This is a genomic window from Streptomyces sp. NBC_00086 (genome assembly GCF_026343255.1).
Lineage (GTDB): Bacteria > Actinomycetota > Actinomycetes > Streptomycetales > Streptomycetaceae > Streptomyces.
The window spans coordinates 1,937,147-1,949,852 of record NZ_JAPELZ010000001.1 but is presented as its reverse complement, the minus strand read 5'-3'; the positions used below and the strand labels follow the sequence as shown (position 1 = coordinate 1,949,852).

The 12,706-nt window shown below is 71.2% G+C and carries 14 protein-coding genes; 11 read left to right on the top strand and 3 right to left on the bottom strand.

Going from position 1 to position 12,706, the window contains the following annotated elements; genetic code table 11:
• The first annotated feature begins 188 nt into the window (after window positions 1–188).
• The 4 genes from OG276_RS08630 (at window position 189) to OG276_RS08615 (ending at window position 3,763) form a co-directional block, all read left to right on the top strand.
• Window positions 189–842 (top strand): response regulator transcription factor, encoded by a 654-nt coding sequence (locus tag OG276_RS08630; protein WP_112451148.1) that lies wholly within the window; start codon window positions 189–191, stop codon window positions 840–842.
• Window positions 843–847: 5 nt separating this feature from the next.
• Window positions 848–2,092, top strand: coding sequence for a HAMP domain-containing sensor histidine kinase (locus OG276_RS08625; protein ID WP_243331627.1), 1,245 nt, complete (start codon window positions 848–850; stop codon window positions 2,090–2,092).
• Window positions 2,093–2,476: 384 nt separating this feature from the next.
• Entirely contained in the window at window positions 2,477–2,773 is a 297-nt protein-coding gene (locus tag OG276_RS08620) for a DUF4193 domain-containing protein (RefSeq protein WP_112451146.1), read from the top strand.
• A 12-nt stretch (window positions 2,774–2,785) separates the two neighbouring features.
• Window positions 2,786–3,763, top strand: coding sequence for a hypothetical protein (locus OG276_RS08615; protein ID WP_266903884.1), 978 nt, complete (start codon window positions 2,786–2,788; stop codon window positions 3,761–3,763).
• A gap of 12 nt (window positions 3,764–3,775) precedes the next feature.
• Here OG276_RS08615 and OG276_RS08610 read toward each other — a convergent pair whose 3' ends face one another.
• Window positions 3,776–4,237, bottom strand: coding sequence for a DUF3093 domain-containing protein (locus OG276_RS08610; protein WP_266903883.1), 462 nt, complete (start codon window positions 4,235–4,237; stop codon window positions 3,776–3,778).
• A gap of 58 nt (window positions 4,238–4,295) precedes the next feature.
• Here OG276_RS08610 and OG276_RS08605 point away from each other — a divergent pair, with 58 nt between their 5' ends.
• The 7 genes from OG276_RS08605 to OG276_RS08575 all read left to right on the top strand — a co-directional run bounded on the left by OG276_RS08605 (window position 4,296) and on the right by OG276_RS08575 (window position 10,917).
• A complete protein-coding gene (locus tag OG276_RS08605) occupies window positions 4,296–4,880 on the top strand; it encodes a PaaI family thioesterase (protein ID WP_266903882.1) in 585 nt (194 codons plus the stop codon).
• Window positions 4,880–5,413: a dUTP diphosphatase gene (gene dut, locus OG276_RS08600; protein WP_266903881.1), complete on the top strand. Its 534-nt coding sequence runs from the start codon at window positions 4,880–4,882 to the stop codon at window positions 5,411–5,413. The genes OG276_RS08605 and dut overlap by 1 nt, the downstream gene beginning before the upstream one ends.
• Before the next feature lies 1 nt (window position 5,414).
• A complete protein-coding gene (locus tag OG276_RS08595) occupies window positions 5,415–6,206 on the top strand; it encodes a DUF3710 domain-containing protein (RefSeq protein WP_266903880.1) in 792 nt (263 codons plus the stop codon).
• A 198-nt stretch (window positions 6,207–6,404) separates the two neighbouring features.
• On the top strand, window positions 6,405–9,029 hold the full coding sequence (locus tag OG276_RS08590) for a sensor histidine kinase KdpD (protein ID WP_266903879.1): 2,625 nt from the start codon (window positions 6,405–6,407) through the stop codon (window positions 9,027–9,029).
• Window positions 9,026–9,712 (top strand): response regulator, encoded by a 687-nt coding sequence (locus tag OG276_RS08585; RefSeq protein WP_266903878.1) that lies wholly within the window; start codon window positions 9,026–9,028, stop codon window positions 9,710–9,712. Before OG276_RS08590 ends, OG276_RS08585 begins: the two co-directional genes overlap by 4 nt.
• A 24-nt stretch (window positions 9,713–9,736) precedes the next feature.
• Window positions 9,737–10,165: an OB-fold nucleic acid binding domain-containing protein gene (locus OG276_RS08580; protein WP_266903877.1), complete on the top strand. Its 429-nt coding sequence runs from the start codon at window positions 9,737–9,739 to the stop codon at window positions 10,163–10,165.
• A gap of 2 nt (window positions 10,166–10,167) precedes the next feature.
• Entirely contained in the window at window positions 10,168–10,917 is a 750-nt protein-coding gene (locus OG276_RS08575; protein WP_266903876.1) for a DUF3159 domain-containing protein, read from the top strand.
• 201 nt (window positions 10,918–11,118) lie between these two features.
• Here OG276_RS08575 and OG276_RS08570 read toward each other — a convergent pair whose 3' ends face one another.
• Entirely contained in the window at window positions 11,119–11,781 is a 663-nt protein-coding gene (locus tag OG276_RS08570) for a TrkA family potassium uptake protein (protein ID WP_214953432.1), read from the bottom strand.
• Entirely contained in the window at window positions 11,778–12,446 is a 669-nt protein-coding gene (locus tag OG276_RS08565) for a TrkA family potassium uptake protein (RefSeq protein WP_266903875.1), read from the bottom strand. The genes OG276_RS08570 and OG276_RS08565 overlap by 4 nt, the downstream gene beginning before the upstream one ends.
• Window positions 12,447–12,706: the final 260 nt, after the last annotated feature.

The window sequence follows — 12,706 nt, the reverse complement described above, 5'->3', positions numbered from 1 at the left end:
GTGTTCGGGGTGTGAAGTCGTCCTCCCCGCCGCCTTGGCCCCAGAAACCTCGTAAGGCGAGGGAATCCTCACTTCCGCCCCCGGCCGTCACCCCCGAGCGGCGTCTTACAGCCGGTTTACCGGCGAAAGGGGCAGGATGGTCGACACATGACACCCCTGCCCTGACGGGCTCTGAGGAAGGAAACGACGTGCGCGTACTCGTCGTCGAGGACGAGCAGCTGCTCGCCGATGCGGTGGCCACCGGACTGCGCCGGGAGGCCATGGCCGTGGACGTCGTGTACGACGGCGCCGCGGCCCTGGAGCGCGTCGGAGTGAACGACTACGACGTGGTCGTGCTCGACCGGGACCTCCCGCTCGTGCACGGCGACGACGTGTGCCGGAAGATCGTCGAGCTCGGCATGCCCACCCGCGTGCTGATGCTGACGGCCTCCGGCGACGTGAGCGACCGGGTCGAGGGCCTGGAGATCGGGGCGGACGACTACCTGCCCAAGCCCTTCGCGTTCACCGAGCTGACCGCCCGGGTACGGGCCCTCGGCCGCCGCACCACGGTCGCGCTGCCCCCCGTCCTGGAGCGCGCCGGCATCAAGCTCGACCCGAACCGGCGCGAGGTGTTCCGCGAGGGCAAGGAGGTGCAGCTGGCGCCGAAGGAGTTCGCGGTGCTGGAGGTCCTCATGCGCAGCGAAGGCACGGTCGTGTCCGCCGAGCAGCTCCTGGAGAAGGCGTGGGACGAGAACACGGATCCCTTCACCAACGTGGTGCGCGTGACGGTGATGACGCTGCGCCGAAAGCTGGGGGAGCCGCCGGTCATCGTGACCGTCCCCGGTTCCGGCTACCGGATCTGACGCGGGTGGCCGCGACCCCGGCGCCACCGGCGGCGCCACCGAAACCGACCTGGGACCCCGGCCAGCCCGAGGGTCCTTTCCCTTGGCTGCGGCCGACCATCCGGATACGTCTCACGCTGCTGTACGGCGGGATGTTCCTGATCGCCGGCATCCTGCTGCTGTCGATCATCTACCTGCTGGCGGCCCAGGCGCTGCGGCAGGGCAACGCGCTGCCGTTCACGATCGTGGGCGGCGGCCCGATCCAGGTCACGAGCAGCTGCCCCGGCGTGAGCGGCACGGGCCAGATGCCCGACCAGTTCAACGCCGCGATCAACACGTGCATCCTCGAACAGCGCCGGCACGCGCTGGACGACCTGCTGAGCCGCTCGCTGATGGCGCTGATGGGGCTGAGCATCATCGCCTTCGCCTTCGGCTACGCGATGGCCGGCCGGGTGCTCTCGCCGCTCGGCAAGATCACCCGTACCGCCCGCCGGGTGGTCGGCTCCGACCTCACCCGGCGGATCGAGCTGGACGGCCCGGACGACGAGCTCAAGGAGCTCGCCGACACCTTCGACGAGATGCTCGACCGGCTGGAGCGGGCCTTCACGGCCCAGCAGCGGTTCGTGGCCAACGCCTCGCACGAGCTGCGGACCCCGCTGGCCATCAACCGGACGCTGCTGGAGGTGCACCTCTCCGATCCCGGGGCCCCGGTGGAGCTCCAGCAGCTCGGCAAGACCCTGCTCGCGACCAACGAACGCAGCGAGCAGCTGGTCGAGGGGCTGCTGCTGCTCGCCCGCAGCGACAACCAGATCATCGAGCGCAAGCCCGTGGACCTGGCGGAGGTGGCCTCGCGCGCCCTCGACCAGGCGCGCGGGGAGGCGCAGGCCAAGGGCGTCGAGATCCGCGGGGAGCGCGCGCTGGCCGTGGTCCAGGGCAACGGCGTGCTGCTGGAGCGGATCGCGCTCAACCTGGTGCAGAACGCCGTCCGCTACAACGTGCCCGAGGGCGGCTGGGTGGAGGTCACCACCGAGGCCGTCCACGGGCAGGCGGTCCTGCTGGTATCGAACACGGGTCCCGTGGTTCCCGCGTACGAGGTGGACAACCTCTTCGAGCCCTTCAGACGGCTGCGTACGGAGCGCACGGGCAGTGACAAGGGTGTCGGGCTCGGCCTCTCGATCGCGCGCTCCGTGGCGCGCGCACACGGCGGGAGGATCCAGGCGGTCCCGCGCGAGGGCGGTGGCCTCGTGATGCGTGTCACTCTGCCCTTGTGAGCACGGCCACCCCGTGTTCGCTGTTGGCTGAATGCTTGGGTCATGAAGACAGTGACTTCTGTGCGATCGATCACAGTGCCGAGTGTCCGACCCTATGCGCTCAGTGACCTTGGGGCGGCCGGAAAGCCCGGGAAGTCCGGGTTTCCGGCCCCCCTGGTGGCGGGAAATACATGGGGTGGCGTTTGTGCAAGACGGCCCCCGGACCGTGTACGGTCCCGGTCGTCATCCCAGCCAATCGCTCTTCTGAATGTGCGGCTGGGTGTCGATTGAGTAACAGACCTTGATGTGAGGCAAAATCTCCGCCTCAGGTCGGGCACAAGTCCGGCCTCTCGCGCGTTACGTGCGCTGAGACACCCGCTAAATCCCAGAGGGGGAGAGCGAACTATGGCAACGGACTACGACACCCCGCGCAAGACCGACGACGACGTAGACAACGACAGCATCGAAGAGCTGAAGGCTCGTCGCAACGAGAAGTCGTCCTCGAACGTCGACCTGGACGAAATCGACAACGCCGAGGGCCTGGACCTGCCCGGCGCAGACCTCTCCAACGAGGAACTGGCCGTACGGGTCCTGCCGAAGCAGGCCGACGAGTTCACCTGCACGAGCTGCTTCCTGGTGCACCACCGCAGCCAGCTGGCCCGCGAGAAGAACGGTCAGCCCATCTGCCGCGAATGCGACTGAGAGGCGTCGGCCGTGACTGGCTCGACACCATTTCGGAAGCGCCGCTTCCGAAAAGCTGGTGATCCGGCGGAGACGCGCGAGGGAACCGAGGGCCTGGAAACGGGCCCTGGAGCCCCCGGCGTACCCGCCGTGCTCCCCGACACCGCCGAGGCGGTGCCGTCGGCCTCCGAGGCCGGCGAGGGCCCCCGGAAGAACTCCGGGGTCCGTCGGCTGCAAGCCGTCAAGAACGGTGTGCGCAAGGGCGGCGAAAGTGCCAGGGCCGCCGCCCTTTACCTCACCGACCGAGTCATCGAGAACGCACCGCGCGTTCCGGTTCGGGACCTCGCGACCCTGCGCGCGCAGTTCCCGGGCCTCGGGCCCGATCAGCTGGCCGACAAGCTGATTTCGGGCGCCGCCAACGCCACTTCCACGGTCGGCGCCGGGATCGGCGCCGCCGCCATGCTGCCGGCGCCCCCGGCCATGCCGGCCGAGCTGGCCGCCGAGGTCACCGGGGTCGCCGCGATCGAGCTGAAGCTCATCGCCGAGCTCCACGAGGTCTACGGCCTGCGACCGCCCGGCAACCTCAAAGAGCGCAGCGTCGCCTACCTCACGTCGTGGACGGAGGAGCGCGGGGTCGACCTGACCAAGCCGACCACTCTGAACGCGGCGCTCGGCGGCCAGATGAAGCGCGAACTGCGCCAGCAGATCATGAAGCGGATGTTCCGCAACCTGCCCAACCTGATGCCGTTCATGGTCGGCGCCGCGGTCGGAGCGGTCATGAACCGCCGCGACACCCGCAAACTCGCCGAGAAGGTACGTACGGACCTGCGGGCCCGCGCCGTGCCCTGGAACGCGCTGCCGCAGCTCCCGCGCCTGGAGCGGCCCGCCGAGGCCCTTCCCGAGGCGACCAGGGCCGCCGTCGAGGGCCGGATGTTCGACCCGCGGGCCATCGACCCCAGCACCGCCGATCCCCGGGCCGTCGACCCGGGCGCCGCCGACCCCCGGAGCTGAGCCCGCCGGGGGTCAGTCCCTGCCCTGCGCCGCGCGGATGGCCGCCACCAGGGCCTGCGGCTCGCGGGTGGAGACGTAGACGTACGGGGTCGGGTCGGCCGGGTCGGTGACCTCGACGCGCACCGCCGTCGGCACGTAGCTGCGCATCAGCATGAAGGCGCGCATGTCGGCCTTGTACGTGCGCCAGGCGCGGGCCTCCTCCGCGTCCAGCACCTCCGGGTCGCCGAGCGCCGACACCGGGATCCGGGCCTCCCCGGCGGCCAGCGCTCCGCCCACCACGCGCACGCGCTGGGAACCGTACGAACTCACCAGCAGCCCCATCAGCGCGGTGCCCCCGATCAGCCCGGCCAGCATCGGCAGCGTGCCCAGCGGGAGCAGCATCAGCGCGCAGGCCAGGCCGGTCAGGGCGGCGATGGCCCACCATGAACGGGGGGCTGTCAGACGTTCGTCGTGGTGCGCGGGGGAGAGCTGCATGCGGCCAAGCCTGCCACGAGGCGACCGGCGGGTAGCCGCGCGGGTAAGGTCTGCGGCTGTGAGTGGACGAAACACAGCGTTGACGCCCCCCGCCGATGCCACGGCGCCGGTGCGGCACCCCGATGCCCCGGCCCCCGGCGAACTGCTCGGCGCGCACTACGAGCACTGCTTCGGCTGCGGCGGCGGCCAGCCGCACGGACTCCACCTGGAGGCCCGCGCGGGCGAGGGCGTGCGCGTCAGCGCGGAGTTCACCGTCAAGGCCGCCCACCAGGGTGCGCCCGGCCTCGCGCACGGCGGCGTGCTCGCCACCGCGCTCGACGAGACCCTGGGCTCCCTGAACTGGCTGCTGCGCGTCATCGCCGTCACCGGCCGGCTGGAGACGGACTTCGTCCGGCCCGTGCCCGTGGACACCGTGCTGTACCTGGAGGCCGAGGTCACCGCCGTCGCCGGCCGGAAGATCTACTCCAGCGCGGTCGGCCGAATAGGCGGACCCGAGGGACCGGTCGCACTGCGCGCCGACGCCCTCTTCATCGAGGTGAAGGTCGACCACTTCATCGACAACGGACGGCCCGAGGAGATCCGGGCGGCGATGGCCGACCCGGACCAGGTCAGGCGCGCACGCGCCTTCGAGGTGAACCCCTGATGTCTGAGAACAACACCGGCGTGGACGTGGCCATCCGGCGCGTCGACCCGGAGGTGCCGATTCCGGCCTACGGGCACCCCGGCGACGCCGGCTGCGATCTGGTCACCACCGTGGCCGCGGAGCTGGAGCCGGGGGAGCGGGCGGTCCTGCCCACCGGGATCTCCATCGCACTGCCCGAGGGGTACGCGGCCTTCGTGCACCCGCGCTCGGGCCTGGCCGCCCGCTGCGGGCTCGCACTCGTGAATGCCCCCGGGACGGTGGATGCCGGGTACCGTGGGGAGATCAAGGTGATCGTGGTCAACCTCGACCCTCGCGAGAGCGTCAGGTTCGAGCGTTTCGACCGCATTGCCCAGCTGGTTGTCCAGCGAGTCGAGCAGGTGCGCTTCCGCGAGGTGGCGCAGCTTCCCGACTCGGCGCGGGCCGAGGGGGGTTTCGGCTCCACCGGTGGTCATGCGGCCGTGGCCGGATCCGGCGCTGGTCAGCAGGGTGGGAATGGCTACGCTTCGGTCGTATCCGACCGGGAAGGACAGTGACGTGTTCGGACGTCGCAAGAAGAACGACTCCGTCAAGGACGGCGGCGCGGCCGAGCAGGTCGTCGACGGCGTCGGTGCCGATGAGCAGGACGGCACGGAGGAGACAGACGCGGTCCAGCCGCGCAGGGTGAACCTGCCGCCGGCCCCGCGTCCCGACGGCCCGTGGGACATCTCCGAGGTCCCCGGCAACCCCGAGGAGGGCCGGGTCGACCTCGGCGGCATCCTCGTACCGGGTGTCGAGGGCATGGAGCTGCGGGTCGAGGTCGCCGGGGACGCGATCGTCGCCGCGACCGTGGTGCTCGGCGACAGTGCCGTGCAGCTGCAGGCCTTCGCCGCGCCCCGCAAGGAAGGCATCTGGGGCGAGGTCCGCGAGGAGATCGCCGAGGGCATCACCAAGCAGGGCGGCATCATCGACGAGGTCGAGGGTCCGCTGGGCTGGGAGCTGCGCGCGCAGGTCCCCGTACCGCTCCCGGACGGGCAGACCGGCGCCCAGCTGGTCCGCTTCGTCGGTGTGGACGGTCCGCGCTGGTTCCTGCGCGGTGTCATCTCCGGCCAGGGCGCGGTGCGTCCCGAGTCGGCCGGGGTGCTGGAGCGGATCTTCCTGGACACCGTCGTGGTCCGCGGCGAGGGCCCGATGGCCCCGCGCGACCCGATCGTCCTGAAGCTGCCGAACGACGCGCAGATGGTGCCGGACGGCGTGCAGACCGAGGAGGCCGGGGACCAGGAAGGCTCCCGCTTCGGCGGTGGCATGGGCCAGCTGGAGCGCGGCCCGGAGATCACCGAGGTCCGCTGACCCCGGCTCGATCGCTTGCGGCCGTGGGCCGTACTCCTGCGGGGGTGCGGCCCACAGCCGTGTCCTCAGCCGTGTCCGCGGCCGCGGACACGGCCGTACGACCTTCCCCGTGCCCGGGGGTGTCAGGGAACCGTCAGAGATCCGCCCACACCCGGTCATCGGCGCGTGAACGGGGCGGACGTCCCTGAGAATGGGCGCATGGGACGCGGCAAGCTCAGGATCTATCTCGGCTCGGCCCCCGGCGTGGGCAAGACGTACGCCATGCTCTCCGAGGGCCACCGCCGGGTCGAGCGCGGCGCCGACTGCGTCGTGGGCTTCGTCGAGCACCACGGGCGGCCGCGCACCGAGGTCATGCTGCACGGCCTGGAGCAGGTGGAGCGCAAGGAGCTCGTCTACCGGGGCGCCGCCTTCACCGAGATGGACGTCGACTCCCTGCTGGCCCGCAAGCCCGCCATAGCCCTGGTGGACGAACTGGCGCACACCAACGTGCCGGGCTCGCGCAACGCCAAGCGCTGGCAGGACGTGGAGGAGCTGCTGCGGGCCGGGATCGACGTGATCTCCACCGTCAACATCCAGCACCTGGAGTCCCTGGGCGACGTGGTGGAGTCGATCACCGGCGTGCGGCAGCGGGAGACCGTCCCCGACGAGGTGGTGCGCCGCGCCGACCAGATCGAGCTGGTCGACATGTCCCCGCAGGCCCTGCGCCGCCGCATGGCGCACGGCAACATCTACAAGTCCGACAAGGTCGACGCGGCCCTGTCCAACTACTTCCGCCCCGGGAACCTGACCGCGCTGCGCGAGCTCGCGCTGCTCTGGGTCGCCGACCGGGCCGACGAGTACCTCCAGCAGTACCGGGGCGAGCACAACATCCGCTCCACCTGGCAGGCACGCGAGCGGATCGTCGTGGGCCTCACCGGGGGACCCGAGGGGCGCACCCTCATCCGGCGGGCCTCCAGGGTGGCGGCCAAGGGCTCCGGCAGCGAGATCCTGGCCGTCTACATCGCCCGCAGCGACGGACTGACCGCGGCCTCGCCCAAGGAGCTCGCGGTCCAGCGGACGCTGGTGGAGGACCTCGGCGGAACGTTTCACCATGTGATCGGCGACAACGTCCCCGAGGCGCTCCTCGAATTCGCCCGCGGGGTCAACGCCACCCAGATCGTGCTCGGATCCAGCCGCCACCGCTCGTGGCGGTACGTGTTCGGCCCCGGCGTCGGCGCCACGGTCGCCCGTGACTCGGGGCCCGACCTCGACGTGCACATCGTCACGCACGAGGAGGTGGCCAAGGGCCGGGGCCTGCGGCCCGTGGCCCGCTCGGCGGCCCGGCTCGGCCGGACCCGGCTGCTGGCCGGCTGGCTGGTCGGGGTGGCCCTGCCGCTGGGGCTCGCGACCCTGCTGACGCACATCGACAGCGACCCCGGGCTCGCCAACGAGATGCTGCTGTTCCTGGCCCTGACCGTGGCCGCCGCCCTGCTCGGCGGGCTCTGGCCGGCGCTGGCCTCCGCCGCCGTCGGCTCCCTGCTCCTGAACTACTACTTCGCCCCGCCCCTGCACCGCTTCACCATCTCGGACCCCAAGAACATCGTCGCCATCGCCGTCTTCTTCGGCGTCGCGGGCTCCGTGGCCTCCGTCGTCGACGCCGCCGCCCGCCGCACCCACCAGGCCGCCCGGCTGCGCGCCGAATCCGAGATCCTCTCCTTCCTCGCAGGCAGCGTGCTGCGCGGCGAGACCACCCTGGACGCGCTGCTGGAACGGGTCCGCGAGACCTTCGCCATGGAGTCGGTGGCCCTGCTGGAGCGCGAGAGCGACGTCGAGCCCTGGCGGCCGGCCGGCAGCGTCGGCCCGAACCCGGTCGCGCGCCCCGAGGACGCCGACGTGGACATGCCGATCGGCGACCACATGGCGCTGGCCCTGTCCGGGCGGGTGCTGCCCGCCGAGGACCGCCGCGTGCTCGGCGCCTTCGCCGCCCAGGCCGCCGTCGTGCTCGACCGGCAGCGGCTGGTCGGAGAGGCGGAGGAGGCCCGGCGGATGGCGGAGGGCAACCGGATCCGGACCGCGCTGCTGGCCGCCGTCAGCCATGACCTGCGTACGCCCCTGGCCTCCATCAAGGCCTCCGTGAGCTCCCTGCGCTCCGCCGACGTGGAATGGTCCGAGGAGGACCGCGCCGAGCTCCTGGAGGGCATCGAGGACGGCGCCGACCGGCTCGACCACCTCGTGGGCAACCTCCTCGACATGTCACGGCTCCAGACCGGCACCGTCACCCCGCTGATCCGCGAGATCGACCTCGACGAGGTGGTCCCGATGGCGCTGGGCGGCGTACCCGAGGACAGCGTGCTGCTGGACGTCCCCGAGACCCTGCCCATGGTGGCGGTGGACCCCGGGCTGCTGGAGCGGACCGTGGCCAACGTGGTGGAGAACGCGGTGAAGTACAGCCCACCGGGCGAGCAGGTGCTGGTGGCGGCCAGCTTCCTCGGCGACCGGGTCGAGGTACGGGTCGTGGACCGCGGGCCGGGCGTGCCCGACGAGGCCAAGGACCGGATCTTCGCCCCCTTCCAGCGGCACGGCGACGCGCCCCGCGGTGCCGGGGTCGGGCTCGGACTGGCCGTCGCGCGCGGCTTCGCCGAGGCCATGGGCGGCACCCTGGAGGCCGAGGACACCCCCGGGGGCGGGCTCACGATGGTGCTCACCCTGCGCGCGGCCACCGGCGGGCGCCCGCAGATCCACGTGAGCGTGGACGGCGAGGGGCGCAGCGCGCCGGGCGGGGCCGGGGGGCACCCGATGGATCTCGATCTCGATTCGATACGACAGAAGGCAGGACCTCAATGACCCGGGTGCTCGTGGTGGACGACGAACCCCAGATCGTCCGAGCCCTCGTGATCAACCTGAAGGCACGCAAGTACGAGGTCGACGCGGCCGCCGACGGGGCGAGCGCCCTGGAACTGGCGGCCGCCCGCCACCCCGACGTGGTCGTCCTGGACCTGGGCCTGCCCGACATGGACGGGGTCGAGGTGATCAAGGGGCTGCGCGGCTGGACCCGGGTCCCGATCCTGGTCCTCTCCGCCCGGCACAGCTCCGACGAGAAGGTCGAGGCCCTGGACGCGGGCGCCGACGACTACGTCACCAAGCCCTTCGGCATGGACGAGCTGCTCGCCCGGCTGCGCGCGGCCGTCCGGCGGGCGGAACCGGGCGCCGGAGCCGGCGAGGACGAGGTGATGGTCGAGACCGAGACCTTCACGGTGGACCTCGCGGCGAAGAAGGCGGTGCGCGCCGGCCGCGACGTACGCCTGACGCCCACCGAGTGGCACCTGCTGGAGGTGCTGGTGCGCAACGGCGGCAAACTGGTCAGCCAGAAGCAGCTCCTCCAGGAGGTCTGGGGGCCCTCGTACGGTACCGAGACCAACTACCTGCGGGTCTACATGGCCCAGCTGCGGCGCAAACTGGAGGCGGACCCCTCGCACCCGATCCACTTCATCACCGAACCGGGCATGGGATACCGCTTCGAGAGGTAGTGGGGGCGCCGGTACGCTTCCTGTATGAGTGCTGAACCGCGTCCCGAGAAGCCCGTGAAGCCGGCGAAGCCCGCCAGGCCCGCGGGCAGGTTCCGCCGGATGATAGAGCGGCTGTCCACCTCCCAGGAGGAGCTGCATTCGGCGGAGCTGCAGGAGGACGCAGAAGCCGCGGGGTGCACGCGGATCTGCGACTGCCACGACCGTCAGATAGTGAAGGTGACCGGGACCCTGCGGACCGTCACCCTGCGGCCGCGCGCGGGCGTCCCCGCCCTGGAGGCAGAGCTGTTCGACGGCTCGGCCGCGCTGGACGTCGTCTGGCTCGGACGTCGCTCGATCGTGGGAATCGAACCCGGCCGTCGCATGATCGCCTCCGGGCGGATCTCGATGAGCCACGGCCGTCGGGTGCTCTTCAACCCGAAGTACGAACTCCGACCGCTCGGACAGGAGCACTGACGGTGACGTCACTCGACAAACCGACCACCCCCGGGACGGATCCCGCCGCGGAACCGACCGCGGACCAGAAGGCCGTCACGCAGGCCGCACTCTTCGACGCCTTCGGCGGCATCCGGGGCACCGTGGAGACGATGCTCCCCGGGCTGCTCTTCGTCATGATCTACACGATCAACAAGGACGTGAAGCTGTCCGCCATCGCGGCGGGTGCGGTCGCGGTCCTGCTGGTGATCGTGCGGCTGCTGCGCAAGGACACGGTCAAGCACGCCTTCAGCGGGGTCTTCGGCGTGGGCGTGGGCGTGGCCTTCGCCCTCTTCACGGGCAGCGCGAAGGGCTTCTACCTGCCCGGCATGATCTACGGCGCCGGCCTGGGCGTGGCCTTCACGCTCTCCGCACTGGTGGGCTTCCCGCTGCTCGGCGTGATCCTGGGACCGGTCTTCAAGGAGAACCTGTCCTGGCGCACGCGCAATCCCGGGCGCAAGAAGGCGTACGTCAAGGCCAGCCTGGCCTGGGGCCTGATCTTCCTCGCGAAGTACGCGATCCTCTTCCCGCTGTACTGGTGGGGCGACGCGACGCAGCTCGGCTGGGTGCTGATCGCGCTGAAGCTGCCGCCGATGGTGCTCGCGGTGTACTTCACCTGGCTGTTCCTGGCGCAGGCGCCGCCGCCGATCAACGTGATCGCGGAGTGGGAGGCGGAGGAGGCCGCGGAGAAGGCGGCGAAGGCGGCCAAGGCGGCGAAGGCGGCGAAGGGCTAGATCAGCCCCGCCGGCGTTTGAGGCGCGGGGTCCGGGCGCAGCCCGGGGAACGGTGGAAGGGCGGGTAGGGGACGGCCTCGCAGGGCGCCGCCGCGCAGACCGGCCCGGCCGCGCACGCAGGCTCGTACGCCCGGGGATGTACGAAGGGGCGGCTGACCGTGATGGTCAGCCGCCCCTTCGGCGGTTCAGCGGGACCGCAGGTCAGTCCGCGGCCTGGAGGAGGTCCTCCAGCTGCTCCTCGCGGGCCTGGGCGGCCACGAAGAGGAGCTCGTCGCCCGGCTCCAGGGTCTCCTCGCCGTGCGGCGTGAGCACCCGGTTGCCCCGGATGATCGTGACCAGCGAGGTGTCCTCGGGCCAGGTGATCTCGCTGATCTGCTTGCCCGCGACCTGGGAGTCGGCGGGCAGGGTCAGCTCGACGAGGTTGGCGTCGCCGTGGCTGAAGCGCAGCAGCCGGACCAGGTCGCCGACGCTGACGGCTTCCTCGACCAGCGCCGACATCAGGCGCGGCGTGGAAACGGCGACGTCGACGCCCCAGGACTCGTTGAAGAGCCATTCGTTCTTCGGGTTGTTCACCCGCGCCACGACCCGGGGGACCCCGTACTCGGTCTTGGCGAGGAGGGAGACGACCAGGTTGACCTTGTCGTCGCCGGTCGCGGCGATGACCACGTTGCAGCGCTGGAGCGCCGCCTCGTCGAGCGAGGTGATCTCGCAGGCGTCGGCCAGCAGCCACTCGGCCTGCGGCACCCGCTCCACCGAGATGGCGGTCGGGGCCTTGTCCACGAGGAGCACCTCGTGGCCGTTCTCCAGGAGCTCGCCCGCGATGGAACGGCCCACCGCGCCGGCTCCGGCGATCGCGACCCTCATGCGTGTGCCTCCTCAGGACCCTCGGCGAAGGCGGCCTCCACCTTGTCGATCTCGTCCGTGCGCATCATCACGTGGACGAGGTCACCCTCCTGGAGGACGGTCGCCGACGTCGGCAGCATGGCCTCGCCCAGCCGGGTGAGGAAGGCGACGCGGACGCCGGTCTCCTCCTGCAGCCGGCTGACCTTCTGGCCGATCCAGGTGGTGGAGGTGTGCACCTCCGCGAGCTGGACACCGCCGCTCGGGTCGCGCCACAGCGGCTCGGCGCCCGAAGGCAGCAGCCGGCGGAGCATCTGGTCGGCCGTCCAGCGCACGGTGGCGACGGTGGGGATGCCCAGGCGCTGGTAGACCTCGGCGCGCTTGGGGTCGTAGATGCGGGCGGCGACGTTCTCGACGCCGAACATCTCACGGGCCACCCTGGCGGCGATGATGTTGGAATTGTCACCACTGCTCACCGCGGCGAAGGCGCCCGCCTCCTCGATGCCGGCCTCACGCAGGGTGTCCTGGTCGAAGCCGACCCCGGTGACGCGACGGCCGCCGAAGGACGCCCCCAGCCGGCGGAATGCGGTGGGGTCCTGGTCGATGACCGCGACCGTATGCCCCTGCTGTTCCAGGGTCTGCGCGAGGGCGGAGCCCACTCTTCCGCAGCCCATAATGACGATGTGCACGGCCGTCCTTCCGGCTGTCAGCGGCTCGCTGGGTTCCAGCCTCATTGCTGCTCTGGCTTAACAGGGTCTCAGACCATGGCCCAAGCTACACACGGGCGGTCACCAGTGTGACCATTTGCGCGGTCGGCGGCGCTCCTTTGCCCTGGATGAGGCGCTCCCGTGCCCTGGATGAGGCGCTCCTGTGGCATGGATGTGAAGGGACTTCCCGTCCTATAGGGGTGGGGGGTTCGTCAGGCTGATTTCGAACGCTTACGATCCTC

Coding starts and splice junctions, on each gene's coding strand:
- OG276_RS08620 (WP_112451146.1), top strand. CDS start 2,477: ATGGCAACGGACTACGACACCCCGCGCAAGACCGACGACGACGTAGAC.
- OG276_RS08610 (WP_266903883.1), bottom strand. CDS start 4,237: ATGCAGCTCTCCCCCGCGCACCACGACGAACGTCTGACAGCCCCCCGT.
- dut (WP_266903881.1), top strand. CDS start 4,880: ATGTCTGAGAACAACACCGGCGTGGACGTGGCCATCCGGCGCGTCGAC.
- OG276_RS08590 (WP_266903879.1), top strand. CDS start 6,405: ATGGGACGCGGCAAGCTCAGGATCTATCTCGGCTCGGCCCCCGGCGTG.
- OG276_RS08585 (WP_266903878.1), top strand. CDS start 9,026: ATGACCCGGGTGCTCGTGGTGGACGACGAACCCCAGATCGTCCGAGCC.
- OG276_RS08580 (WP_266903877.1), top strand. CDS start 9,737: ATGAGTGCTGAACCGCGTCCCGAGAAGCCCGTGAAGCCGGCGAAGCCC.
- OG276_RS08570 (WP_214953432.1), bottom strand. CDS start 11,781: ATGAGGGTCGCGATCGCCGGAGCCGGCGCGGTGGGCCGTTCCATCGCG.